At 62.1% G+C, this 25,084-nt stretch carries 23 protein-coding genes, 1 tRNA gene and 1 pseudogene; 10 read left to right on the top strand and 15 right to left on the bottom strand.

Going from position 1 to position 25,084, the window contains the following annotated elements:
* From nuoK to CP557_RS03440, 10 genes are all read right to left on the bottom strand, one after another.
* On the bottom strand, positions 1-306 hold the full coding sequence (gene nuoK, locus CP557_RS03485; RefSeq protein ID WP_097378626.1) for an NADH-quinone oxidoreductase subunit NuoK: 306 nt from the start codon (positions 304-306) through the stop codon (positions 1-3).
* Positions 303-740: a hypothetical protein gene (locus CP557_RS03480; RefSeq protein WP_097378625.1), complete on the bottom strand. Its 438-nt coding sequence runs from the start codon at positions 738-740 to the stop codon at positions 303-305. The genes nuoK and CP557_RS03480 overlap by 4 nt, the downstream gene beginning before the upstream one ends.
* The gene (locus CP557_RS03475) at positions 737-1,012 is read right to left on the bottom strand and encodes an NADH-quinone oxidoreductase subunit J (protein ID WP_097378624.1); all 276 of its coding nucleotides are present in this window, start codon (positions 1,010-1,012) and stop codon (positions 737-739) included. Before CP557_RS03475 ends, CP557_RS03480 begins: the two co-directional genes overlap by 4 nt.
* 39 nt (positions 1,013-1,051) lie before the next feature.
* Positions 1,052-1,513, bottom strand: coding sequence for a NuoI/complex I 23 kDa subunit family protein (locus CP557_RS03470; protein WP_008009959.1), 462 nt, complete (start codon positions 1,511-1,513; stop codon positions 1,052-1,054).
* Positions 1,510-2,589 (bottom strand): complex I subunit 1/NuoH family protein, encoded by a 1,080-nt coding sequence (locus CP557_RS03465; RefSeq protein ID WP_097378623.1) that lies wholly within the window; start codon positions 2,587-2,589, stop codon positions 1,510-1,512. Before CP557_RS03465 ends, CP557_RS03470 begins: the two co-directional genes overlap by 4 nt.
* Position 2,590: 1 nt before the next feature.
* Positions 2,591-4,252, bottom strand: a complete 1,662-nt coding sequence (locus tag CP557_RS03460; RefSeq protein ID WP_097378622.1) for an NADH-quinone oxidoreductase subunit D — start codon at positions 4,250-4,252, stop codon at positions 2,591-2,593.
* Complete coding sequence (locus CP557_RS03455) at positions 4,249-4,956, bottom strand: NADH-quinone oxidoreductase subunit B (RefSeq protein ID WP_097378621.1); 708 nt, start codon at positions 4,954-4,956, stop codon at positions 4,249-4,251. Before CP557_RS03455 ends, CP557_RS03460 begins: the two co-directional genes overlap by 4 nt.
* Positions 4,953-5,357: an NADH-quinone oxidoreductase subunit A gene (locus tag CP557_RS03450; protein ID WP_097378620.1), complete on the bottom strand. Its 405-nt coding sequence runs from the start codon at positions 5,355-5,357 to the stop codon at positions 4,953-4,955. The genes CP557_RS03455 and CP557_RS03450 overlap by 4 nt, the downstream gene beginning before the upstream one ends.
* A 258-nt stretch (positions 5,358-5,615) precedes the next feature.
* A complete protein-coding gene (locus CP557_RS03445) occupies positions 5,616-6,254 on the bottom strand; it encodes an AIR carboxylase family protein (RefSeq protein ID WP_097378619.1) in 639 nt (212 codons plus the stop codon).
* A gap of 74 nt (positions 6,255-6,328) precedes the next feature.
* A complete protein-coding gene (locus tag CP557_RS03440; RefSeq protein ID WP_097378618.1) occupies positions 6,329-7,543 on the bottom strand; it encodes a 5-(carboxyamino)imidazole ribonucleotide synthase in 1,215 nt (404 codons plus the stop codon).
* Positions 7,544-7,737: 194 nt separating this feature from the next.
* Here CP557_RS03440 and CP557_RS03435 point away from each other — a divergent pair, with 194 nt between their 5' ends.
* The 10 genes and pseudogenes from CP557_RS03435 to CP557_RS22070 all read left to right on the top strand — a co-directional run bounded on the left by CP557_RS03435 (position 7,738) and on the right by CP557_RS22070 (position 14,604).
* Positions 7,738-8,523 carry a DUF4097 family beta strand repeat-containing protein gene (locus CP557_RS03435; RefSeq protein WP_097378617.1) on the top strand — a complete coding sequence of 262 codons (786 nt, stop codon included), beginning with the start codon at positions 7,738-7,740 and terminating at the stop codon, positions 8,521-8,523.
* A 128-nt stretch (positions 8,524-8,651) separates the two neighbouring features.
* The gene (gene ribH / locus CP557_RS03430) at positions 8,652-9,086 is read left to right on the top strand and encodes a 6,7-dimethyl-8-ribityllumazine synthase (RefSeq protein ID WP_097378616.1); all 435 of its coding nucleotides are present in this window, start codon (positions 8,652-8,654) and stop codon (positions 9,084-9,086) included.
* Positions 9,083-10,228 carry a pyridoxal phosphate-dependent aminotransferase gene (locus CP557_RS03425; RefSeq protein WP_097378615.1) on the top strand — a complete coding sequence of 382 codons (1,146 nt, stop codon included), beginning with the start codon at positions 9,083-9,085 and terminating at the stop codon, positions 10,226-10,228. Before ribH ends, CP557_RS03425 begins: the two co-directional genes overlap by 4 nt.
* Before the next feature lie 87 nt (positions 10,229-10,315).
* On the top strand, positions 10,316-11,065 hold the full coding sequence (locus CP557_RS03420) for an HNH endonuclease (protein ID WP_097378614.1): 750 nt from the start codon (positions 10,316-10,318) through the stop codon (positions 11,063-11,065).
* A gap of 165 nt (positions 11,066-11,230) precedes the next feature.
* Positions 11,231-11,333: transfer RNA gene (locus CP557_RS03415), tRNA-Gln, on the top strand.
* Between the two features lie 453 nt (positions 11,334-11,786).
* Complete coding sequence (locus tag CP557_RS03410) at positions 11,787-12,098, top strand: hypothetical protein (protein WP_097378613.1); 312 nt, start codon at positions 11,787-11,789, stop codon at positions 12,096-12,098.
* A gap of 166 nt (positions 12,099-12,264) precedes the next feature.
* A complete protein-coding gene (locus tag CP557_RS03405; protein WP_097378612.1) occupies positions 12,265-12,726 on the top strand; it encodes a DUF7342 family protein in 462 nt (153 codons plus the stop codon).
* A gap of 177 nt (positions 12,727-12,903) precedes the next feature.
* On the top strand, positions 12,904-13,434 hold the full coding sequence (locus tag CP557_RS03400; protein WP_097378611.1) for a hypothetical protein: 531 nt from the start codon (positions 12,904-12,906) through the stop codon (positions 13,432-13,434).
* Between the two features lie 209 nt (positions 13,435-13,643).
* A pseudogene (locus CP557_RS23460) lies at positions 13,644-13,862 on the top strand (hypothetical protein); the annotation flags it as partial.
* Between the two features lie 274 nt (positions 13,863-14,136).
* Entirely contained in the window at positions 14,137-14,604 is a 468-nt protein-coding gene (locus CP557_RS22070) for a hypothetical protein (protein ID WP_143825025.1), read from the top strand.
* A gap of 78 nt (positions 14,605-14,682) precedes the next feature.
* Here CP557_RS22070 and CP557_RS03390 read toward each other — a convergent pair whose 3' ends face one another.
* The 5 genes from CP557_RS03390 to CP557_RS03370 all read right to left on the bottom strand — a co-directional run bounded on the left by CP557_RS03390 (position 14,683) and on the right by CP557_RS03370 (position 24,911).
* Positions 14,683-15,540 (bottom strand): phospholipase D-like domain-containing protein, encoded by an 858-nt coding sequence (locus tag CP557_RS03390; protein ID WP_097378610.1) that lies wholly within the window; start codon positions 15,538-15,540, stop codon positions 14,683-14,685.
* A gap of 51 nt (positions 15,541-15,591) precedes the next feature.
* Positions 15,592-17,664: a hypothetical protein gene (locus CP557_RS03385; RefSeq protein ID WP_097378609.1), complete on the bottom strand. Its 2,073-nt coding sequence runs from the start codon at positions 17,662-17,664 to the stop codon at positions 15,592-15,594.
* A gap of 73 nt (positions 17,665-17,737) precedes the next feature.
* Complete coding sequence (locus tag CP557_RS03380) at positions 17,738-21,604, bottom strand: DEAD/DEAH box helicase family protein (RefSeq protein ID WP_097378608.1); 3,867 nt, start codon at positions 21,602-21,604, stop codon at positions 17,738-17,740.
* Between the two features lie 69 nt (positions 21,605-21,673).
* On the bottom strand, positions 21,674-23,899 hold the full coding sequence (locus CP557_RS03375; RefSeq protein ID WP_097378607.1) for a DrmE family protein: 2,226 nt from the start codon (positions 23,897-23,899) through the stop codon (positions 21,674-21,676).
* A 52-nt stretch (positions 23,900-23,951) separates the two neighbouring features.
* Positions 23,952-24,911: a DNA cytosine methyltransferase gene (locus CP557_RS03370; RefSeq protein ID WP_097378606.1), complete on the bottom strand. Its 960-nt coding sequence runs from the start codon at positions 24,909-24,911 to the stop codon at positions 23,952-23,954.
* Between the last annotated feature and the right edge of the window lie 173 nt (positions 24,912-25,084).

The following is a 25,084-nucleotide window of genomic DNA, read 5'->3' as shown; positions in this document are numbered from 1 at the left end:
TTACCACCTCATCGTCCTTGGAACCGTGACGTCGACGTCACGGAAGTTACGGTACAACACCAGGATGATCCCGAGCCCGACGGCGACCTCGGCGGCAGCCAGCGCCATCGTAAACAGCGCGAACAGCTGGCCGGTGAGGTTGCCGTGATAGAACGCGAACGCGATCAGATTGATATTCGCGGCGTTCAACATGAGTTCGACGGACATCAGGAACAACAGTGCGTTGCGACGCGTCAGCACCCCGAACAGGCCGATACAGAACACGGCCATCGACAACAGTACGTAGTACTGTACGTCGACGGTCATCGGCTCTCACCTCCGGTTTCGGTCGAACCGCTGTCCGACCGGGAACCGCCGTCGGCGACGGCCGGCGTTGCATCCTCACTGCCACTCGAGGCCTCGCCGGCGCTCGAGAGCGCGGACACGGGTTCGCCGCCCTCCTCGCGTTTCGCGAGGACGAGCGAGGCGTCGAGTGCGGCGTCGAGTGCGACGGCGACGAGCAAGACGGCGGCGAGGAACGGTTCGGTGCCGCCGATCGTCTGCAACTCGTCGAAGCCAAACAGGGCGTACCCGAGTTCGGCCGTGATCGAGACGTTCTCGGGGAAACCGGCCCCCGCAGCCCGGGTCATCGGCTCGAACGTCGTGTTCAGAGTGATAAGCGCCATCACCGCGAACAGACCGACGGCGAGTAGTCCCGGGACCAGCGTCTTGCCGAGTCGGAGTTTCGGACCGGTCGTCATGCCTGTACCACCTCTGTGTCAGCGTCGGTGTCGTCGCGCTGGGTCAACATGACGGCGAACGTGATGAGGACGAGGACCCCGCCGACGTAGACGAGGACCTGCATCATGGCGACGAACTCCGCCGCCAGCATCACGTAGTGGACCGCCACGCTAAGCAGCGCCACGCCCAGCAGGAGCGCCGAATGCCACGGGTCCTGCATGAGCACGACACCCATCGCGCTGGCCAGCGTCACGAGGGCAAACAGCGCGAACGCGATCAGCTCGTAGTTCATGGTTGTTAGTAGTGCCCGTTTGCGGGACGGGCGGACCCGTTACTGGTAGTCGACCTCTCCCTCGCCTTCACCGACCCACGCGTCCCGATCGGGTTCGCGGGCGGCGAGCGGGTCGATGTCCTTGTACCACGGAACGGCTTTCAGCTGTTCTTTGTTGTAGACGAAGTCGTGTTTCGTGTCCGCGGTGAACTCGAAGTTCTCCGTGAGGAGGATGGCGTCGACGGGACAGACTTCCTCGCAGAGTCGGCAGTAGATACACTGCCCGATGTGGAGGTTGTACTGTTCGCCCTGTCGTTGGTCGTTCGTGACGATCTGGATCGTATCGTTCGGACAGACGTTCTCGCACTGACGACACCAGATGCACCGCTCCTGACTGAACTTGTGGACGCCGCGAAAGCGCGGCGAGACGTCGGGTGCGGTCTCCGGATACTCCACCGTGAAGGTGGAGCCGTCCAGTGCGTGCTTCATCGTCGTTGCCATCGATTTGAGTATCCCGATCATGCTATCAGTCCCACGATTACCGCGGTCAAGACGAGATTGGCGAAGGCCAACACGAGCAGCCCCTTCCAGCCGATCTCGATCAGTTGGTCGATCCGGACGCGGGGAACCGCCGAGCGCAGCCACTGCGTCGCGAAGAACACCGCCCAGATCTTGATGATGAACCAGACGATGCCCGGCAGGACGGGACCGGCGGGTCCGCCGAGGAAGATCGTCGCGATGATCGCACCGCCGAGGAAGATGTGGAGGAACTCCCCGAGATAGATCAACACGAAGTAGACCGAGGAGTACTCGGTCTGGTAGCCAGCGACGATCTCGGTCGGTGCCTCAGGCGTGTCGAAGGGGTTGCGGCCGACCTCCGCGAAGTTCGCCACCAGAAAGAGGACGAACGCGAAGGGATTGACCAGCGCGTACCACCGCGGAACGTCGATCCCCACGATCGTCACGAACGTCTCCCCCTGCGCCGCGACGATTTCGCCCATCTGCAGCGTGCCGGCGAAGATCACGACGGACATCCCGGTGACGACCAGCGGGATCTCGTAGGCGACGTTCTGTGCCACCGCGCGGAGCCCGCCGAGCATCGAGTACTTGTTCGCCGACGCGTAGCCGGCCATCACCAGTCCGAGGCTCGCGATTCCCGACACTGCGAAGACGTAGGCGAGTCCGACTTCGGGGTCCGCGAGTTGGATCCCGTTCCCCATCGGAATGACGGCAAAGCCCAGCAGGGCCGAGGAGACGACGACGATCGGCGCGAGATCCCACGCTGGTCGATCCGCGTTCTCGGGAACGATCAACTCCTTCGAGAGCATCCGAACGGCGTCGGCGATGATGATCCCGATTCCGGCGGGACCGATCTGGTTGATCGAGATTCGATCCGTAAAGGAGGCGGTAATCTTTCGCTTCGCCCACGGGCCAGCGAGAGCGGTCATCGTGAGCATCAGGGAGCCGACGAATATCGCCCCGATGAGAGTCGCCAGCAGTTCGCCGGCGAGCCCGAACTGGTCGAGCCCCGTCAGATTCCCCAATCGTTCGGGAAGTAAGACGGTATCCTGCAGCGGGACCGACGCCATGCCGGACATCTTACCGGTCCACCTCCCCGAGCACGATATCGAGGCTGCCAAGCGACGCGATCAGGTCCGGGATGTACTCCCCTTCGGACAGCTCGGGCAGCGCCGAGAGGTTGTGGAAACACGGACTCCGGATCTTGAACCGACCCGGCTTGTCCGTCCCGTCCGAGCGCATGTAGATACCGAGTTCGCCCTTCGCGGCCTCGACGGCGCGGTAAATCTCCGTGTCCGCGTCCGGCTTGAGCGTCCGTGGTACGTTGCTCTGGACCGTCCGCTCGTCCTCGGGCCAGTCCTCGAGCAAGTCGACACACTGCTCGATGATCTTCGCGGACTCCTCGACTTCTTGCATGCGCACGAGGACGCGGGAGTAGTTGTCGCAGCCGTCCTCGGTGACGACGTCCCACTCGAGGTTCTCGTAGTAGCCGTAGGGGTCGTCCCGGCGGAGGTCGTAATCGATGCCCGAACCCCGGGCCACGGGCCCGGTACAGCCGTACTGTTTGGCCACTTCGGGCTCGAGAATCCCGGTGTCGTGACACCGGATCTGGAAGATCTCGTTGCCGGTCAGCAGATCGTTGTACTCGTCGACCTTCGCGGGGAGCCCGTCGAGGAAGTCTCGCGTCTTCTCGAAGAACTCCTCGCGGGGTTCCGGCAGGTCCCAGGCGACCCCACCGAGCCGGAAGTAGTTGAACATGAGCCGCTGGCCGGTCAGGTCCTCCAGGATGTCCTGGACGACCTCGCGGTCGCGCATGCCATACTGGAAGATGGCGGTGAAGTCGCCGTAGACGTCCAGCGCGAAGGTGGCAAGCGCGAGCATGTGGGAGGCGATCCGGCAGAGCTCGGCCCCCATCGTTCGAATGACCTGCGCGTAGTCGGGGACCTCGATGTCGGCGAGATCCTCCGCCGTCCGCGCGTATGCCCACTCGTTGAGCAGGCCGGCGGAGACGTAGTCCCAGCGGTCCGGGTACGGCATGATCTGGTGCCGGTAGGTCCCGTTCTGGCACATCTGCTCTTCACAGCGGTGCAGATAGCCGATGTCGGGGTCGACGTCGACGACCGTCTCGCCGTCCAGCACCGTCTCGATGTGGAGCACGCCGTGGGTCGCCGGGTGGTGGGGACCGATGTTGAGGAACATCGTGTCCGACTCGTCGTCGTGGTGGTCCGGCTGGACCGGATTGGCGTGCTCCGAGAGGGTCACGAGCTGTGGTTTCTCCTGGTCGTAGCCCCGCGAGAGCGGATGGCCCTGCCAGGTCTCGGGCAGGAGGATCCGGCGGGGATCGGGATGGCCCTCGTAGTCGATGCCGACGAGGTCGAAGGCTTCCCGCTCGTGCCAGTCGGCGGTTCGGAAGACCGGCTCGGCGGTCTGGCTGACCGGGTTGTCGGTGGTCGTCGGGACGACGACCGATACCTCCTGGGTCGGATCGGCGTACTTTCGGAGGTGGTAGATCGATTCGTACCGGTCGGCGTACTCCTGTGCGGTGAGGTTGGCGAGGTGATCGAACCCCGCCTCGTCCCGCAGGTCGCTCAGGACGCTCTGGACGTCGTCCGGCCGGATAACGAACCCCGGTGCGTTCAGGTGATCGTCGCGTGCGAGCGCGCGATCACCGATCAGGGTCGTGAGGTCGTCTGCCGACACTTCAACCGGTGGCTGCTGTCCTCGCTCGAGTCCCGTGCTCATGGCGAATCAGCCCAGTTGTATCGCATGACGAGGTCCTCCTCGTCGATGTCGTCCGCGAGTTTCTGGACGAGTTCGTCCTTGGGCAAATCGCCGAACTCCTCGAGTTCGTAGGGCTTGACGACGACCGGAGTCGACTCGCCGTTGCGGATCCGCTCCTGGAGTTTGACGATGCCGTAGACGAGCGCCTCCGGCCGTGGCGGGCAGCCGGGGACATGGATGTCGATGGGGATGATCTCCTCGGCTCCCTTGACGACGTTGTACCCTTCCTGGAAGGGACCGCCCGAAATCGTACACGACCCCATGCCGACGACGAACTTGGGTTCGGGCATCTGGTCGTAGACCCGCTTCATTCGGGGGCCGAACTTCGAGACGATCGTCCCCGGAACGATCATTACGTCGGCCTGTCGGGGCGAGGCCCGCGGGACCCCGGCCCCGAAGCGGTCGAGGTCGTGTTTGATCGCGTACGTGTGCATCATCTCGATGCTGCAACACGCGATCCCGAACTGGAGCATGAACATCGAGTTGCCCCGCACCCAGTTCATGAACTTGTCGAACTTCGTGAGGATGAACGGGGTCGACCCGAAGGCCTCGCGGAGCTTGGAGTTGAAGCGGTCGTCGGCACCCTCGCCGATCCGCGAGTCGCGGGTGTCCGTCGACGGTGCGGTGCTGTCGTAGATTTGCTTGCGTGGTTGTTCGCTACTCATGATCTGTCAGTTTCCAGCTGGCGGGGTGTCTGTGCCCACTGTACTGCACCCGTGCGCCACGCCCACGCGAGTCCGACGAGCAGGATGGCGACGAACAACAGCATCGGCCCGAGCGCACGGACGAGTGGAATATCCGCCGCGAGCGCATCCTGATAGGCGACCGCCCACGGGAACAGGAGGACGGTCTCGATATCGAAGACGACGAACAGCAGCGCAACCATGTAGTACTGGATATTGAACCGGATGCGCGTTCCGCCGGTCGGAATCTCGCCACTCTCGTAGGTGGCTCGTTTGCTCGTTTCGGGCACGGTGGGCCGCAGGAGATACGATACCGACATCATCCCGACCGGTATCAGTACCCCGACGAGCGCCAGCGCCCCGATGGCGATCCAATCATTCATCTCGGTAACGTTCGAGGCTTCAGACCGCACGCACATAAGGGTTGATTCTTCGTTTTTCGGGGAAACACGGGCCGAGAAGGGAGTTCAGCCCGAGTGGACCCTCGTGAATAATCACCGTATACTATTTGTAAGAGTCCAACCCCTGAACGAATCGGTAAGACGGTGTTACGCGACGCCGAAATACGCCGACAACCGCCGTTCGAGCGATCGAGCGGGGGCTGACCGGCGATCGATCGTCCGCTCGGCGGGAGCCTCGAGCTACTGCTCGCGGTTCCGAAACGCCGGAGTCCCGCCATCGTGGAGGTCTCGAGAAACGGTTCCGACGCCCTCGCGCAGGTCGTCGTGATAATCGACCAGTCGCGCCCGGATCTCGTCGTGTTGCCGCGCGAGGATCTGGGCGGCCGACAACGCTGCGTTGAACGACTTGCCGGCATCGACCGCGACCATCGGTGCACCGGTCGGCATGCCGATGACGCTGTCGACGGATTTCTCCTGGACGGGGACGCCGATGACCGGCAGCGGGTACGCGATCGACGCGGTCATGTTCGGGAGGTCAGCAGACTTGCCGCCCGCCCCGGCGATGAGTACCTCGAGGCCCCGATCCTCGGCCGTCTCGGCGTAAGCCGTCATTAAGTCGGGTGTTCGGTGGGCAGAGGTCACGTAGGTCTCGAAGGTGAACCGCTCGTCGGGTGGACTCTCGAAATCCGTTTGCTCGGCGAAGCCCAGTTCCTCGACGAAGGCGTCGTAGGCACCGGGGCGTTTGCCGCCTGTCATCATCGTCTCGAGGTCGGAGTCGCTGCCCATCACGATGCCGACGTCGGGCGTTTCCTCGGACGGACGGTCCTGCGTCGCTTCGTCGTGCAGGCGGTCGATCAGTTCGGTGATGCTGTCGCTCATAAGTGGAGGTGGTCGGGCGACCGACTTGAAACGGTGGCAAACGAGACGAGCGACTGGTGAACTCGCGGCCGGCGCTACGGTCGGAACGTCACGGCGTCCCCGAGCTCGCGCGCACGCTCGAGCAGCTCGTCGACCGATTCGCTCTCTTCGGCCGCCGAGAGCGTCACGTGCCCCATTTTACGCAGCGGACGGGCCTGCCGCTTGCCGTACCAGTGGAGGGCCGCGCCGGGCGTCTCGAGGATTTCGTCGATGTCTTCCAGCCGTGCGGACTGTTCCGCGTCGACGTCGCCGAGGAGATTCGTCATCACGGTCGGCGAGCGCAGTTCCGTCGAGCCAAGCGGCCAGCCCAGGACGGCACGAGCGTGCTGTTCGAACTGGGAGGTTTGGGCCCCCTCGATCGTCCAGTGGCCGGAGTTGTGCGGGCGCGGTGCGATTTCGTTGAGCAGGATCTCGCCGTCACTCTCTCGCGGGCTTCGCCCGCTCGAGTCATCCGGGGCGCTACGCGCCCCGCTCGTTTCGAAGAGTTCGATCCCGTAGACGCCGCGTCCGTCCATTACCTCGAGGACATCGCGCGCGACCGCGTGGGCTCGCTCGGTGACGGCGTCGCTCGAGCGTGCTGGAACGACGGTCTCCCGGAGGATCTCGTCTTCGTGGACGTTCTCCCCGATCGGGAAGGTCGCGACGTCGTCCTCGCCTTTGACCGCGATGACCGACACCTCGCGTTCGAAGTCGACGAACGACTCGACCATCGCGGGGCCGGCGACCGACTCGAGGGCGTCCACGGCGTCGGCTTTCGACTCCACGGGGACGTTACCCCGGCCGTCGTAGCCGCCGGTCCGGGCCTTGAGCATCACCGGCGCGCCGTAGTCGTCGATCGCCGCCCGAACGTCGGCGGCGTCCTCGACCTCGCGGAACGGCGGTACTGGAACCCCGGCGGCCTCGAGTTCGCGCTTCTGGACGAGTTTGTCGTGGATGGTCTCGAGCGTCGAGGGGTCGGGGTGGACGGGCGTTCCGGTATCCTCGCTCACGCGCTCCATCACGTCCTGATCGGCGAGTTCGATTTCGAACGTGAGCACGTCGGCGCGTGCGGCGAGTTCGCGGATCCCCGCTTCGTCGTCGAACCCGGCGACGATCTGGTCGCGGACGACCGGCGCGGCCGGACAGTCCGGCGTCGGATCGAGGACGACCACCTCGACGCCAAGCGGTGCGGCCGCCTCGGCGAGCATCCGCCCGAGCTGTCCCCCTCCGACTACGCCGATCGTCGGTCCCGGCGTTCGTAACGTCGTCATTGCGTGGCGATTGTCGTCACTCGCGCTTAAGAATTCTCAAATGGCCCGTCGTTCGGCGGGCAATCGAGACGCGATCGACGGTTCGAGCGAACTACCGAACGGGGTGCCGATGTGGTATAAAAACCTTGGGCAGAACACTCGACACGGAAACTGGCCGATGTCGTATACATACCTGGCAACCGATAGACACGCTCATGAAATCGAGCGTCTCGCGGCGGCGAGTGCTTGCTGGAGGGGGTCTCGGCCTCCTCGCATCGCTCGCCGGCTGTCTGGCGACCGGGCGGGGAGAAACGGAGACCGTAACGGAAACGTACGAGACCGCGGACCTCGATGCGGTCTCGTTTTCGGCTGAGAACGGCTCGGTGACCGTCGAGGGGGGACGGGGAGACGAGATCGAGGTTCGCGGCCACAAGGCGGCCCCAACCGAAGACAGCCTCGAGTCCCTGACGCTCGAGACGAGCCGCGAGGGCGGTCGCCTCGACATCGAGGCGCGACAGACGGACGACACGCCGTTTCTGTTCGGTCCCGACCCCAAATTCGACCTCGAGGCGACGGTCCCCGAGGGGGTCCGGGTGGCCAGCGCAGCGACGACGAACGGCGAGATCGCTGTCCGCGAGGTGACCGGCGAACTGGTCGCCGAGAGTACGAACGGCTCGGTACAGGTGGCCGGCGTCAACGGCAACGTTCGCGCGGAGACGACCAACGGGGATATCGAGATCACAGTCGAGAGCGACAGCGACGGCGACCTGTTCGCCCAGAGCACCAACGGCGAGGTTACCGTCGCCATTCCGGCCTCGATCGATGCGACGATCAGCGCCTCGACGACGAACGGGAACGTGTCCCTCGAGGGAGTCGAGGACTCGAACGCCTCGAGCGACGAGTCGATCGACGTGACGCTGGGCGATGGGACGCGTCGCCTCCGAGTCGAGACGACGAACGGCGACGTCACAGTCCGATCCCAGGCCGAAGCGACGGCGTAACACGGTCGACAGTGCTCGTTTCGACGCGGACGACGAGTCGTCTCCGCCGACGGCATGTCGTCGTGCGCATACCGGAGCGGTCACCCGAGAACGGTACCTCTTTTACCCGCCCTCCCCACCGCTCGCCTATGACCACGCTCGGACTGGTGGTCGCGCAGTTCAACCGCCCGATCACCGAGCAGATGGAGCAGGAGGCACTCGAGGCGGCCAACGCCGCGGGTGCGGAGGTGTACGAGACGGTCCACGTGCCGGGGGTGTACGACGCGCCGCTGGCAGCCGACCGGCTCGCTCGCCGCGAGGGAGTCGACGCCGTCGCCGTGATCGGAACCGTCATCACCGGCGATACGAATCACGATCAGGTGATCACCGACGCCACCGCCCAGCGACTCTCCGACGTGAGTCTCGAGCGTGACACGCCCGTGACCCTCGGCGTGACCGGGCCCGGCATGTCCGCCGCCGAATCGCGCGAACGCGTCGAGAACGCGGCCACGGCCGTCGACGGGGCGCTCGATCTCGTCGACGAACTACCCGATCCCACTCCAGCGACCGATTCCCAACAATGACGATGGAATTCACCGACCGCGTCAGCCGAGTCGAACCGTCCGCAACGCTTGCGATCTCCGCACTCGCCACCGAACTCGAGGCCGAGGGCGCAGACGTCGTCGACCTCTCCGTCGGCGAACCCGACTTCCCCACCCCCGAGAACATCGTGGAAGCGGGCAAGGACGCGATGGACGCCGGCCACACCGGCTACACGACCTCCGCGGGCATCCTCGAGTTGCGCGAGGCCATCGCCGACAAACTGGCCGACGACGGCCTCGATCACGACGCCGAGGAGATCATCGTCACGCCCGGCGCGAAGCAGGCTCTCTACGAGATCGTGCAGGCGCTCGTCGAAGACGGCGACGAGGTCGCCCTGCTCGATCCCGCGTGGGTCTCCTACGAGGCCATGGTCAAGATGGCCGGCGGCGATCTCACCCGGGTCGACCTCTCCGCACACGAGTTCCAGCTCGAGCCGGCACTCGACGACCTCGCGGCCGCCGTCTCCGACGAGACCGAACTGCTGATCGTCAACTCGCCGTCGAACCCCACCGGTGCCGTCTACTCCGACGCGGCGCTGGAGGGCGTCCGCGATCTGGCCGTCGAACACGACATCACCGTCATCTCCGACGAGATCTACAAGGAGATCACCTACGGCGTCGAGCCGACGAGCCTCGGCACGCTCGAGGGGATGGCCGACCGCACCATCACCGTCAACGGCTTCTCGAAGGCCTACTCGATGACCGGCTGGCGGCTCGGCTACTTCGCCGGCCCCGAGGACCTGATCGATCAGGCGGGTAAACTCCACAGCCACTCCGTTTCCTCGGCCGTGAACTTCGTCCAGCACGCCGGTCTCGAGGCCCTCGAGACCGAGGACGCCGTCACGGAGATGGTCGAGGCCTTCGAAGGCCGCCGCGATCTGGTCGCTGACCTCCTCGACGATCACGGCGTCGACGTCGCCGTGCCCGAGGGCGCGTTCTATATGATGCTTCCCGTCGACGACGACGATCAGGCATGGTGTGAGGGTGCGATCGAGGACGCCCACGTCGCGACCGTCCCGGGAAGCGCCTTTGGCACTCCCGGCTACGCGCGGATCTCGTATGCGGCGAGCGACGAGCGACTCGAGGAAGGGATCGAGCGGCTGGCCGAGGAAGGCTACCTGTAACGTCTCCCGACCGATCGGACGCAATTTGGCGTTCTCTCGTTCCTGAGCAGCTGCGATTTTATATACGAAGGCGAGGCCACCGCCCGCATGGACTGTCCGACGTGTGGGAAGTCCCTGACTACCGAACGAGGAATGCGACAGCATCACACGAAGGTACACGGCGATCCGCTTCCGAATCGGACGTGTCGCGGCTGTGGGCTCGAGTTCTACGATTCGAAGGCACGTTGTGAATACTGCGACGACTGCGATCCGAACGCCGGCGAACACAACGGGAACTGGCGCGACGCGACGGACCTGACCGACTGCAAACGCTGTGGATCGACGTTCGAGTACTATCCGTCCGACAAACCGGGCGTCTACTGTTCGGACTGCGTCGAAGCCGCCGAGGGACTGCTCCCCGACAACCCGTCGGTAAAAGGGGAGCGAGTAACGGTCAGTTGTCAGTCGTGTGGCGACGACCTCGAGGTGCGGCCGGCACGGATCGACGAGCAAAAGCGGGGGTTCTTCTGTACGCTCGCGTGCTACGGCGACTGGCTGTCAGCGAACGTCGTCGGCCCGGCCCACCATCAGTGGGAGAGCGGACCGATCGAATACGGCCGATCGTGGTGGCGAGTTCGACGACGCGCGCTTGAGCGAGACGACTACGAGTGTCAACACTGTGGCGTCGGCAGAGACGAACTCAAGCGAAACCCGGACGTCCATCACCTCGAACCGGTCCGTTCGTTCGACGATCCCGAGGACGCACACACGCTGGCGAACGTGGTGACGCTCTGTCGAAGCTGTCATCGACGCGCGGAAGAGGGACGGATAGCCGTCTCGCCCGACGGCGAAAAGTAACACTATTGTGCGGCGGTTCCGTATACCGGAAGTGAAGCCCGCGGCGGTGAGCAAATCCGAACGGGTTTGCGAACCGGACGCGGTGACGAGCGAAACGGGAAGTCCCGTGGTGGCGAGTAAATCCGGAGGATTTACGAGCGACACGGGGCTTCGAACGGAGTGAGAAGTCCCGTGGTGTAGTGGCCAATCATATGGGCCTTTGGACGTGTTCGGTTCATTCCGTCACGGAAGCAAGCCCATGACGGCGGTTCGAATCCGCCCGGGACTATGGTCAAAACGGTTCGAATCCTTCTTTCGGACCGCTTCTTATGTTGGAGAACCAACAGCTTCTGCACATCCGAACGACGTCCATCACGGTTCTCTGTACTTTGTCTCAGGCGATATATCCTGGGGTGATAAAGTGTCACTGAATGGAGGAACGAGTGAGTCTGTACTGGTGGGTTGGACCGTTTAGAGTTCACCTCTGGTACGCCCCGGTTGAAGGAGAACCCATCGTGAGGTTAGAGGGTGCGGAGTGCGATTGCGATGCATGGGCCCGTCATCAGGACGTATCACCCGGTGACCGACGCTGCCCTCACATCAACCGTGTTCTTGCCCACGTTGGTGCATATGCAGGCTCTGAACCCCCTCCGAGAACCGAGCAGGACGACCTTGACCTGATGGACATTGAGCGTATTTCGGCTACAGTAGTTTAATTGTCGATTCGCCAGAATAGTGAGTCATGACGCTGGATACCGCAGGTGTCACTGGCCGTGTCTTAGACCACATATTCAGCGACCACATTGTCGACGAGCAGGTGGCTGACCGCATCCACGTTATCGTCTATCGTATTCCAGAGGATGACGAGATGCTCGTTGAGGGCGGGTCAGCGCATGATGTCGTCCTCAGAGAGGCTGAGGACGAGGATGGGCACCGTAAGGTCGTGGAGTCGTGGGGTTCGTTCGGGTCGGCCGAGAAGGCATGTGTTCACGCACTTGACCTCGCTGAGACACACGACGTAGTGGTGTGGGACGACATTGTCGAGCTCAGGTGATAGTCGTGGGTTGGTCAGACGCACCTCTACGAACAAGCTCTGATACCTCGGAAAAGAGGGGTTTTACAACGGAAATGTACGTTCAATATAGCCCTACTTCGTCCATTAGCGCGGGGAGGACGGCGTCTTATAGATATTTGAAGGATAGATGTCGTAGGGTGTGAGTATGACGACCTTCGACCTACGAGCGTGGACTGAGGAGATGACGGCGCATGAGCGAGTGCGCGCCGTGGTTGAGTTACTGGACGAGCCGACGACTGTCGAGGAGGTCGCGGAGCGGGCTGATGTGTCCTGTGAAGAGGTAGACAGCGAGCTGGGCCGCCTGCAGAATGAGGCGTTGGTAAGATTCGAGGAAGTCGATGGCGAGCCGCACGTCCGGCCCGACGTTAGTAACTTGTTCCGCGAGGACATCGAGAGACTCGTCGACAACCACGACCGCGGCGAACTGGAGAGCGAACTGCAGGCAATGTTGGGCGAGCGGGAGGAGCTGCGGGATGTCTATGATGTCGACTCTGCCAGCGACCTCCCGGACGACAAGCAGGAGATGCAGAACGTTGCTTCCACGTGGGAGGCTCTTGAAGCTGATATTCGGCTGTACCAGTACGCACTACGGCGGTACGAGGATTAGCGCAGTCCTGCTTCGTCCATCATCTCTGCAGCGACGTGGTCGGGCTCGCGGCCCAGATAGTTTGCTTCGAAGGTCTGCTCATCGCTCCATCCGCCCTATCGAATCAAGAAAGACTTCGCCCCCGTCCGTTGCCGAGAGCTTCCAGTACGTACTCGTTGCCCACGTTCTCCTGAGGTCGTGGGCCAAGACGTGATACCAGTCCTCGTTACCGGTTTCCTTGGCGAGGTCATCGGCCGCGTCGGTGACCCAATCTGCTCACTCCGCTTTGTCACGTCAACGAGCGACCCGGTCACGTGTACCTTGGACAGTCTCGAAGCTGTAGAGGTCGCGCTTGAGGTCTTTTATGACACGAGGAGCACGTGGTACGTGCTGAATTCCCCTTGGTACGGAGGTATGGTGCAGTCCTGTCTGCGCATAGAACTTATTGCATTGGGACAATTACTGGAGAGTATGACGTACGACGAATCCAAAGAACGCACTGAGGAAGATGTAAACGGTCAGACCATCCGTATTTTCTATGATGATGACCTCGTATACGAGAAACACTATCAGTGCTACAACTGTGGGTGGACTGGTCAAATTGACGACCACGGACCAGGGCTAGAGCGGTGCCCGGAATGCGGCGATAACCGTCATCATGGAGGTCTCTCTGAGGAGGTCTATGAAGACGGGGCATGGGTGGATGCACGGGAGGCGGGGAACAGATAGTTAGCTCGGTATTTCCCCGGGGTGTTTGAGTAGGCAGACCTGAGAAGATGTATCCTGCTAACTGAAGTTGCTCAGCGTGGTGCTCTCGCGGGTTTCGCTGACGCGTTGATGACCTTAGGTAGTCGTGTTGATACACTGGCTCCTTGTAGCTTACTGGGTGTCCGTTTTGTTTGATAACGCTCACGAGGGTGGACTCGAAATACATAGGTTTGGTTCGGTGCTTCGACACCGGCGACCGCGTGCGGGTGGAAATCCCGGATACTGAGGACCCTGACTTCGACCCGTGGCACGGTCGGCACGGTGAGGTCGTAGAGGTTATTGAGGACGACGCGGGCTCGGAGACGGGGGATGAGCGGGACTCGGTTCTCTATCGTGTACAGTTTGACAATGGGGAAGAGATGGACTTTCGCTGGCGCGACCTGCGGCCGAGTGGGCTGGAGAACGCGGCGAGTGACAAAGAAGAGTGGGGCGAGGAGGCATTCCCGAGTACCCGGGAGTCGATGGTCGGCGACCTCAGCGAGGAGGACGGGTAAGTTTGGGAGATGAACACCGGCTCAGGTGGTAAGAAATCAAGCGAATTCTCACCGCCAGTAATAAACAAAGGTCGTTTATGCGTCCGAAGGAAGAGTAACTTCGGATATTTCTATATCACGCCTACAATGAACACAAGATTGAATCAATGAGAATCTGTACAGGTTGGATATGGTTTCAGTTGATGTTCCTACTGCAGTCATTGCGGTCCTCATTAGTGTCATACTTGGCCCCTTTGTGAATCTCCTGGTGGAAGAAGTCCAAACGTGGAGAGAACGCCAAAGGGAGAACGAGGACGCAGTTCAGCAGTGGAGGGAAAAGGCAATCGAGTTAGCTAAAGATGCTGCCCTCACTTGGGAAACACAGTACGAAAACCAGGATGTGTCAACCCACGAGGCTCAGCGTGAATGGGGGCAAACAGTACACAGCAATCTCCGTACAACGAAGACGAAAATGCACAACCGCATACGGGCATCTCCCCCGGATTTAGACGATGATACAGAGGGTAAATTAATTGAATTACTCACACATTGCCAAAGGGTTGAGAACACGAGCTGGAGTACAGATGAGTTTCAACAACATGGGGAAGACATGAAACAGTGTGCAGAAGATGTGGTAGATACACTTAGAACAGCTTAGTTACCTCCATCTGTAGCGACCGCGGGTAGGTCGGGAACCTCCACGCCGTGCTACTCGGCGAGGTTAAGGTACTTCGCATCAGATGCGAATGAACTGCCCGGAGTCACGGGCCACTTGGTGGAGTAACTCGGACTCTTGAAGCGCGTCTACGAGCGCGGCGAACTGCTCGGTGGTGCGGTCGCGGAATATCACGCCGAGTTCGAGGTTGTCGCCGAGCCCCTTGTGCGTGATGTTGGCGGTGCCGAGGTATGCCGTGTGGTTATCCGCAAGGACAAGTTTGGCGTGGAACGTCGTCCACGTCTCGTCATCGATATACTCATAGCAGGTCGTGTAGTCGCCGAGATAACTGTCTTCCAGCACCTTGGTAACGAATTTGCGGTTGTACTCACCGTCATCGCCACCGTAGGTTAGATAGCGCGTGATGACCCTCACATCGGCCCCGTTGTCGGTCGCCGTATGCAGCGCGGGGCGCAGCCGCCGGTAGGCGCGCTCGCTGAGAAACGGGCTCATCAGCACGAGGTCGTCCTCCGCCGACCGGATGAGCGACAGCATATTGTCGTGGAGTGCCTCGAACATCGACTGGTTGAGCGCGCGGTCGTCATACGGGATGGTGGCGACCACGGTGTTCTCAAGCGGCGCGTCCTCGGTGGCGAGCAAGCGGGCGGCTCCGAACACGAGGTGGAGTGCGCAGTCGTCGAGGTGGTCGTCGGTGAGGATGCCCTCGGTCTCCAGCCGCAGGATGACGATTTGAGCCTCCTGTTCGGTGAGCGCGCAGGGGCTAAGGTTTCGGAGAGCCTTGATGGAGATGTTGCGCGGCGCGTGATGGAGGTATTCTAGCGTGGCGCGAACACCGTCGAGATGCTCCACTGGCACCGTCTCCGCGAGCGCTTCCGCCGTGGCGTAGAGCGTGTCCGGGGTGAGGTCTGAGTTGGGCATAGCGTCGGGGTATAAGGACGCCCGTGGGAGGACGTCAGGGCGCGTAACCGGTTAGATGTCGCGGTAGCCAGTGAGGTCGTCGCGCGGCGCGTCGGCGTCGTGCGAGCGGAACCCGTCGAACGGGCCGCCGTAGAACGTGGCGCGTCCAAGATTGTGGTTGGCGTTCTCCGTGGAGATAGCGGCGAGGTACAGGCAGTCCTCGCACGCCCCGTTCTCGTCGTGCATACACACAGGGTCGTATGAGCAGTCGTTGAGTTCGTCGAGATGATTCACGAAGTCGTCGAACTGCTCTTCGAACAGCGTCCACAGCGAGCCGAGCGTGAAGTCGGTGTCAGGCCGCTTGTAGATGATGAACGTCATCGAGTGCGGCAGCAGCCGCTCGACCAGCGACTCGCGCTGGTGGCCTGCGAGCGCGCCCATCGCGTTGATGAATAGGTGGGCGCTGGTGTTCAGCAGCGTGTAGCAGTGCCGTGAGATGGCCTCCGTAGAGTTCTGGATGCCGTGGTCCGGGAGCGACTCGTAGCGGCTGGGCTCGTCGATGTGGGTGAGGAACCAGCGGCGCACGTCCTCGGGGTCGCTCATGTCTGGGCGTTCGTCGGGCGTGATGACCTCGTTCGCTTCAAGCCAGTCGAGGACGGCCTCCTTGTCGAGTTTGACCATCACGGCCTCGGCGTCGTTGGTCTGGACGTAGAGTTGGGGCTCGGCGTCGTCGCCGCGCTTGAACAGGTTGAGTTGAATAGGGCGGTCGGGGCCGTCCTCGTCCGCGTCGTCGCTCGCTCCTTCGCCGTCAGTGACCCCCTCCTCGCCGAGGCGTCCGGCTTCCTCGGTGTCCACCTCGGCGGGGTCGCGCTGCTCTCCCGGCGGCTCGGGCGCGTGGCGGGTGTAGCCGTAGGTGACGGTGGTGATGGGGAAGTTCTTGATGAGCCGCATCTCATCGAAGTTCAGCGACTTGCGGAGGTCGTTGTACTTCTTGACGACCGAGAGGTCGAGGTGGGTATCGGTCGCCCCGTTGTCCACCATTTCCTGATACGACGTGGCCTTGATGCCGCCCTGGGGCTCGTAATCAGGGTGGGTAATGCTGAGGTGTTCGTATACGCTCTCAGCGAGGTCCGTCTCGTCGCCGTCGTACTGGTTGTGAAGCCAGCGGTTCGTCTCGCGGCGGTGTTCCTGCACGTCGATGCCGAGTTCCTCGCGGGCGTCCTCCATCGCCCCGTCAGCCTCGTCCTCGTCGGCGGAGAGTAGACCCGCGCCGGACTCGGTCTGCAGGATTTCATCGGCCTTGCGGCGAATCTGTTGGTCGCTCGGCCCGGTGTCGTCCGTGCCGCGCAGGTAGTCGCTGATAATGCGGCCCCGGTAGTGGTCGCTCTCGTGGAGGTCGTCGAGTTCGGGGCGGACGTTGATGAGGTTGTAGACCTGTGGGTAGAACGCGCGGGAGGCGGTGTGGTTAATGATGTCCATCTCCTCGTTATCGCACTCCCCACGTGGGCAGTGCGTGCCGACGGCGAAGAACGGGATGGTGTTGCGCGACCCGCCGCTACCCTCCGTACAATTGGAGTCGGCGCACTGGAAGTACCAGTTGGCCATCTGGGTGGTCTCGCGGTGGAGTTCCATCCCCACGTCGCAGCAGTCGGGAACGTAGAGTTCGTTGATGCCGCCGCACTCGCAGATGCCGACGAACGGAAGCTGGTCGCGGTCGGACAGCTTCGCGCCGCAGTTCTTGCAGCGGGTGTAGTCGGCACCGTCAACGTTCTCGTCGGCAGTGGGCTCGATGTCGTCGTCCCGGGTGAACGTTGTGATGGAGTCGCAGCGTTCGCACTCGAACGTGCGGGGATAGAGGTGATAGCCCGCGCCGTTGGGGACGACGAGTTCGGTTACGGAGTACGAGAGGTCGTCACGAATCGATTCCGCGTTCGGCCACTTGGAGATGCGCCGGTGGATGCGGTTAATAAGGTAGTTCTTTGGGACGCCGGGGTCCACGTCGCGGCCTCGGTCGTCTTGCTCGTGGTACAGCGTCATAATCCGCCCGCTGATGTTGCAGTGGGCGTGGTTGAACGTGTTGTAGGGCAGGAACTCGTAGATGAACTTCGACTGCCGCCGCGTCATCTTCTTCGGCCCGCTGCTCATCGCACGTCACCTCCGTTGTTGCGGCTGGTCGGCGGGTGGTGCGTGCGTCCGTGGATGTCGTTTTGCTGCATGGTCAGTTCTGAGTGAGTGCCTCGATGAAGTCAGAGTCGCCCGTCTTCGTGTAGGACGTTACGTCGCCGCTGGTGCCGATGTCACGCAGGTTAATCATCGGCTTGTGCTCGTCGCGGAACTCGGGGTAGTCCATCTCGGTGTCGAGACGGTCGTTCCAGTACCGCCAGATGTCGTCGAGGCGGCTGGCCTCCTCCGCCGACCCCTCGATGACGCGTTCGCGGAAGTGCTCGTTCGTGTAGAACTGGTTGTCGAGCCCGTAGGCGTCCGAGAGATGTTCGGCCAGCTTGTCCTTAGTGAGTTTTGGGAACCACCGGTCGTTGTTCATAGCCTCGTAGAGGTGGTCGGCGTTCTGGAGGTTCACCCGCTGCTCATTGCTGCCCGACCCGAGCGTGTATGGGTCGCCGTCGGCGTCCCGCTTGCGGAACAGCAGCGGGCGGTAGTACTGAAGTAGAATGCTCATCAGCACGCCCGAGAACGTCTTCTCGACGGCGAACTTCGCCCAGCGGTCGATGGGGACGGGCTCGACCGTCCGCGAGAGATACTCGTGGAGCTTCTCGAAGTACTTGTAGCGGTGGCGGTCCCGCTTGTCGAACGGGCGGAATACGTCCAGCACGTGACCGGGCTTGTCGTCCTGCCGCCCGACGCGCGAGGACGCCTGAATGTACTGGAACGTCTGGCTGGGATACCCGAAGAACAGCATGAAGTTGAAGCGGTCCACGTCGATGCCGTGGCCGACGAAGCTGGTGGCGGGCACCGTGTCGATGCGGTCGCGCCAATCGCCCTCGGGGTCTTCGAGCCGGTCGAGGACGCCTGTGTCTTCGGTGTCCGCCGTCAACTGCTGTTCTTCAAGCGGCACCTCGTAACCGTCCTCGGTCATCTCGTCGGCAATCTGCTTGCCGATGTTCTTGCGGTAGGTGTCCTTCTCGCGCTTGTTGGTGAAGTAGACGAGCGAGGTTTCGTACAGTTCCAGCACCTCTGCCTTCTCGTCGGCGTCAAGGGCGTCCGTCCAGCCCGCGCGGTCTACGAGGTCGTCGAGGTCGTTCTCGTCCGAGGGGTCGAGCGGCGAGGCATCGGGGTTGCGCTCGTGGTATGCGCGCACCACCTCGCGGGCGAGGTCGCCCGGGTCCTTGTCGTAGTAGTCGCGGATGACCTCGTGGTACCGCTTCACGAGGTCCAGCACCGCGTACAGGTGGGTGCGGTTGTTCGGGGTGAGGCCGTGGTACTCGCGCTCGACCTTTTGTTCGTTGAGTTTGCCGTAAAACGTCTCTCCGAGTTCCGGCCCCTCCTCGGGGAAGCGCATCCCCTCCTTCTGGAAGAGGTTCTCGACCTGTCGCTCGTACTCGGCGATGGTCGCGGTGGACGTGATGACCTTCGGTTGGGCGTCGCCAATCTTCTCGCACAGCGAGAGGTACGTCGTCTCGTAGTGGCTGGCGAACGCGCCAAGCTCCTCGTTGAGCAGGTGAACCTCGTCGATGAGGTGAAGCGTCGGGATGGGGTCGAAGTACTCAACCTCGCCGCGCTTGGCGGGGTCGCGGGTTCCGGGCTCGACCTCAATGAGGTCGTCGGAGCCCTTCTCGAAGTCGCAGACGCTATCGTGTTCCGAGCAGCGGTCGGAGTAGCCCAGTCCGTGAATCGGGCACTCGGTAGTGAAGTTGCCGAACAGGTTGGCGAACCGGGGTTGCATCCCCATAACCGCGATTTTGTCGAGCGACCCGAGCAGCACCGACGGTGTGTAGCGGTAGATGTCGCGGTCAGTGACGTACAGCGGGATGCGGTCGATGCAGTCCTCGCCGTCTGCAAGCGCATTGCCCGAGCAGTGGTGGTAGACGCTGTTGGCTGTCTCATCGTAGTGGACGGTCACCTCGCTGCCGCACAGCGGGCACTCGTCGAGGTGCTGGCACATGTTCTCCAGCGTCTCTTGGGCGGCGTCGCTGGTGTCCGCCGCCGCGAACGTCTCGTCAAAGTTGTTGCTCCGCCCGCCGAGCGCGTTCGGGCTGTCGCGGCTGCCGGGGAAGTAACCTAGCGAGAACGCGGTGCCCGCGTTGCCGAGGCCGCCCTCTTCCTCGGGCGTGGTGCGGATGTCCTCGGCGACGAGCATCGCCTTCATAAACCGCGACTTCTGCTGACGGGACAGCAGACGCAGCGGGAAGCGAATCCACGCAGTGACGCCGTTCTTTTTTCCGCGCAGGCGGTCGAAGAACAGGTTGAACAGGACGAGCCCGAGATATGCCTCGGTCTTGCCCCCGCCCGTCGGGAACCATAGCACCTCCGCCATGTCGTCGTACTTGGAGGCGTACTGCTCGTACTCTGGCGCGGGGTCGCGTGCGACGATGCTGGGGAGGTTCGAGACGATGAACACCAACTGGAACAGCCGCCAGCCGTCGAACCCCTCGTCTTCGGGCGTCATTACCCAATGGACGCGATGGTTGACCTCGTTCATCCACTGGAATGACCGCAGCACATCGGGCTGCTCGTCAAGGACCTCGATGCCTTTGCTGAACCGCTCGACCTCTTCGAGGAAGTTGACGATGGCGCGCGTATATTCGATGACCTCGCCCGGCCCGCTCCACGCGCTGGCGTCGTCGTTCGGGTCCTCCTCGGCCAGCGAGAAGACGGTCTCCAGTCGCGTGTCGTCGCTGTACTCGCGCCACGCGCTCTCAGCGTTGTACTCGGTGAGGAAGTCGTCGAGGTGGTCGGTGTACCACTCCTCGGCGTAGTCCCTCATGTCGTCGGCGATGGCTTTGAGCACGTCAGTGGTGGACTTCTCCGCGACGTTGCCCGCGAGCGCGTCAAACCGCGTGTCGTGGTCCTGGTTGAACTCGAACTCGTAGACCTCGCTGCGCGGCGTGGCCGTGGTCTCAACGTGGTACTCGTCGGCGGCCTCGTCGATGGGCTCAACCGTAGTCGAGCAGTTGTGGCCCTTCGCCCAAATGTGCTGGTCGAAGCGGTAGTCGTCGGGGCCGAGGTCGAACTTGTACTTGTTGAGGCGGGCGTCTACCTCGATTTTCGGGTTGAACACGTGAGGCTCGTCGGCGTTCTCCGTGTCGTCGCCGACACCTACGGGTTCGTTCATCAGGCGGAGAGCCACCTCGTCGTTGTGCTGGACGACGCCGAACGTGACGTTCCACCGGACGGCCTCGGTCGGAGCCTCAGGCAGGTCGTCGATGACCCGTTGGAACTCCGACTCGTCGAGGTCGTGAAGGTCGAGGTTCGGATAGTCTTCGGGGTCGGGCTGTTCGCGCGTCATCTTCACCTCGTTGGTGGCCGAGTCGATGGCGTTCTCGATGGCCTGCTGGATGCCGCGTGTGAACTGGTCAGCCGCGTCAGGGTTGGAGAGGTCGAGGTCATGCTCGTACTCGACCGTGACGCGCCGGTAGAACGACTTGTCGAGCGCGTAGAGGTCGTCTTCGTTCACGGCGTCGGTCCCGGTCCCACCGTCAGCGTCGGACGCGGCGGCTTCCGCGCCACCGTCGGCCTCGACCTCGGCGTCGTCGGCCTCGGGCGAGGTACCGAGCTGGTTAATGTCGGCCACGTGGCGCGACCGTTCGACGAGCGTATCGTACTCGTCGTAGGTCGGGTGACTCGGGTAGTAGAGGTCGAACTCGATGGCCACGGGGAGCGTGGCGTCGGGGTCCTTCGGCTTGAAGTCGAGCGTGATGGCGCTCGGGTTGATTTGGGAGACGAAATCATCGTCATCGTCAGTGCCGTGCGTGGGCGCGAGATTGGAGACGTAGTACGCCTTCTTTGGGGATTCGGCCACGCAGTACGGCTGATGGCGGCCTCGGGCCCGCGTGAGGGCTTCGTTCAGAATCGATGCTCCGATGGCGTCGTAGGGGTTGTCATGCCCCGGTTGTGACGTGCTGAACACGTTTGTGACCTGACTTTTTGTTGGTTCCGTGCCGATGCCACCCTCGGAGGGAGCGGTGAGGCGCCCTGCTCACTCAGTGTATTTGAGTTTGGTAATTTTCGTCACTGTGACTTTTTCTATGTCTCTCGTGACGTTCTTTATCATAGTTTCGTTAACACTTGCGTTGAACTCTGCGCTGGTGGAGGGATTCACCTCGGCTTCAATGGCACGACGCACGTCGCGCCCGAGGCGGCGATGCTCAGTGCGGATGGTCTTCAGCGATTCCCAGACAACGCCGTGAACCTGCTCCAACGTCGCGTCTTCGAGTTGCGGGCGAAATATCTGGAGAGTTCGCCGCACGTCGGCGGCGTCGCCGGGACCGTAACGGTCACCCGTCCTCCAGTCGTGAATCGTGCGGTCGTCTTCGAGGTCGGAGCCTCGTTCCTGCAGCTTGTCCAGTACGTCGTCGTCGTCAAGGTTGCGCGCCTCCATCTCACTGACGAGCATCTCGCGCCAGTTCTCCACGGTATTGAAGTTCTCACGCATTGTCTCACGACTGTCCACTGAGTCCACCAAAACGTCGTAGATGTCGCCCGCGGCCGAATCAACCAGCAGAATCTCGTCGCCTGCGGAGACGTTCTTCCCGACCTTCCGCTTGATGGCCGCCTCTGAACTGTCATATGTGGTAATATGCTGTCGGTCGGTCACGTCGAGCGTCTCGTCGTTGTCGAGGTAGAAGCGGCGCGTCGGACGGGCCTGTCCGCCGCCGTTGCCCCCGTCGTCGCTTTCGCCGCCGGTGTCGTCGGTGATGAGCGAGAGCGGGTTCTGGCGCAGGCGGCGTTCAATGTCGTCCTCGACCTCATCAATGTCGAACACGAAGTCCGTGATTTCGCCGGGACCGCCGTTGCCACCGACCGCTTGCGACTCGTGGGTGGCCTTTCCGTTCATTTTGCGCTTCGAGTTCGTCTGTACGTAGCGGTGCCACATCGCGTTGTGGACGTACGCGATGTGCTTCGACGGCGGGAACTCGTAGATGTACGACTCGGAGTACGGCGGGAACAGGAAGATGTGGTGCTGGTCGGGATTCGGCTGGAGTTGCCCCATCTCCAGCAACTGCACGTTCTCGGGAATCGCGTATCCCTCACTCGTAGCGGCACTCATCAGCGCGTCCCGCTCCGCCGTGTTCGAGACCACAAACACCGTGTCTCGCTCGTCGCGGGCGGCGTTCTGCATCGCGTTGAACACGTTGTTCTGGAGCGCGTGGTGGTCGTTGAGGTGACCCTGCACGGTGTTGGCGACCCGCGCGTAGTTCGAGAGTAGGTCGCCCCCGACGCCATCCGCTTGGTCGGACTTCGTGCGGATGAGGTCGAGGTAGGTAGGCACATCGCTGTAAAAACCGTCGCCCTTGACGCGCTCGGTCCAGTACTTCGGCTTGAATGGCTGCTTGGTCAGCAGGTTGTACACGCGCCCGACCGCGAGTGGGGCAATGTCGCGCTCCTGCAGCTTGTTCTTCAGCATCGTGAAATCCTCTAGCAACTCGCCGAAGTCCTCGTCCACGACGGAGACGTACGTGACGTTCACGCCGCCGTTCGACAAGATTCGCTGCTGGGTGGTCAGGTCGCTCTCGCCGTTCTCAGGGTCGTCAGACACGTTGGCGGTCGAGAGCAAGTCGTTGGTCACGCGCAAGGGTTCGACGCCCAGTCGGTCACATGTGAGTTCGAAGGCGGCGTCCTCCTCGTCGGTGTAGTATACCACGGGCACGTCCGGGTGGTTCTCACAGAACTTCTCGATGCGGTCGAACGACTGCTCTGCCCACCTGGGGCGACGGAAATCGACGAACATCGCTCCGAGGTGGGGGCAGTCCTCATCGAACACGAGCGTGTCGTTGGTCAGGGCCGTGTACAGTCCCCAGCGGTCTTCGACCTCGGACGTGGCGCGCACCACTTCGCGGCGGATGAGCGAGTCCACGGCGTCCGAGTCGGGGTTCAACGTGCGCGAATGGTGGAAATCGTCGAACCGCGTGACGTACCCCATCGACGGGAGGACCAGCATCGGCTGGTTCGGGCCGCCGGTGGTGGGTTTCTGCGAGTAAGCGTAAGCGGCGCAGATGGCGACGGAAAGCGACTCGGACGGGAAGGGATTGTAGATGACGACCGACTTCTGCTGCTCGAAGGCGCGGAGAGCTGCCTCGACGATGGCCAATTCCGTGTCTCCGAGGTGAAATGGGTCGCCGGAGTTTTCGATGGAGCCCTGCAGGAACCCTGCGAGGAACGTCCTCTCCTCACATGCGTTGGCGTAGGGCCTCACCGCGTCCATGCTATATCCCCCACATTTCAGCTAGCTATCAAACACATTAAACAATTATGGTTTAGATTTCGTCAAGAAGGGCAGCGGCGGGTTCACGAATCATGGGTACGGGGACGGTGTTCCCGGTAAGGCGGCGTGCTCGCGAGCGGTTGCTATCATCTATCTTGAACCACTTAGGGAAGCCCTGCAAGCGCAGCATCTCACTCACGGTGGGGTGGCGTTCGCCGTTGATGAGGATGTAGTTCCACGAGGAAGACGCCCGGAGTGCCGAGGAGTACGGGCGTGGTTTGATGCCGCCGTTGCGGTTCTCGTGCCACACCGAGGGCTCGGGAATCGCGTCGGGGTCTTCAACGCTCTCGCGCCGGTCCTGCTTGATTTTCTCGCTAGCCTCGTAGCGGTCGTCGGGGTCGTCCTCAAGCAGTTCAGCGAGAGCCGCGCGCTGCTTCTCTTCGGTATCCAACGGATTACCGTTCTGCGTAGGGATTTCGAAGCTATCCATCGCGCGGGCGATGTCCTCGCGGAAGCCAACGAGGATGAGTCGCTCTCGGTGCTGCGGCAACCCAAAATCCAGTGCGTTCAGCACCTCGTCGGATACTTGGTAGCCTGCCGCAGAGAGATGGGATTCGACGGTCTGGAACGCGCTACCATCGTTGACAGACCGGAGATTCTTCACGTTCTCCAGCAGGAACGCCTTCGGTTGCTTCTTCTTGAGAATGTCTACGATTTCAAAGAAGAGCATCCCGCGCTCGTCTTCGAGGCCGTCCTGCTTCCCCATCTGGCTGAACGAGGGACAGGGCCAGCACGCGAGAAGCACATCGTGGTCGGGTACCGCATCGGCGTCCACGTCACGGATGTCGTGTTCGGTGATGGGCTCCCCCCAGTTGCGTTCGTAGGCGTCCTGCGCTTCCTCGCTGATTTCACACGAGAATACGCACTCTCCTTCGTACCCATTCACTTGGGAGAACGCGGCGCGAGTGCCACCAATACCCGCGAACAAGTCAACAAATTTGTAATCTGTCACTTGTTACCCCTCCAAGGAATGCAGCATCTATCTGGTATGTACAACTGAAAAGAGAATATATAAAAATAGTGGATTAAATTCACTGCGGAATTGAACACGCCGCTGGGTAGCGGAGTCTACAGTATTCTCGTCGCCCTTTCCAACCGGCTCAGTATCAATTGAGCTCGAAGTTG

This window comes from Natrinema ejinorense, assembly GCF_002494345.1.
Classification (GTDB): domain Archaea; phylum Halobacteriota; class Halobacteria; order Halobacteriales; family Natrialbaceae; genus Natrinema; species Natrinema longum.
Note: the sequence above shows the minus strand (reverse complement) of the source record. Positions and strands in the feature narration are given on the sequence as shown.